Annotated in this window: 1 pseudogene; it reads right to left on the minus strand. The window is 64.5% G+C overall.

What is annotated here, in order from left to right:
- Window positions 1-231 (minus strand): annotated as a pseudogene (locus SB764_RS45020) (ABC transporter permease); the annotation flags it as partial.

A 231-nucleotide genomic window follows, 5' to 3' on the forward strand; every position in this document is an offset into this window, starting at 1 on the left:
GCCTCGATCAGCGACCCCGACGTCCGCCGGAAACGGGCGACGGCGTTGTTATAGACGACGACGACGCAGAAGGTGGCGTGGCCGAGAACGATCGTCCAGACCGAGAACGGGATGTCGAACAGGCTGAAGGCCGAGCGCAGCGCGATGCCGGTGATGATGCCGGGCAGGGCAATCGGCAGGATGACGAGCAGCGAGATCGCTTCCCGGCCGAAGAATTTCGTCTGGCTGACG

It is taken from the genome of Paraburkholderia sp. SIMBA_027 (assembly GCF_046535315.1).
GTDB classification, from domain to species: domain Bacteria; phylum Pseudomonadota; class Gammaproteobacteria; order Burkholderiales; family Burkholderiaceae; genus Paraburkholderia; species Paraburkholderia tropica.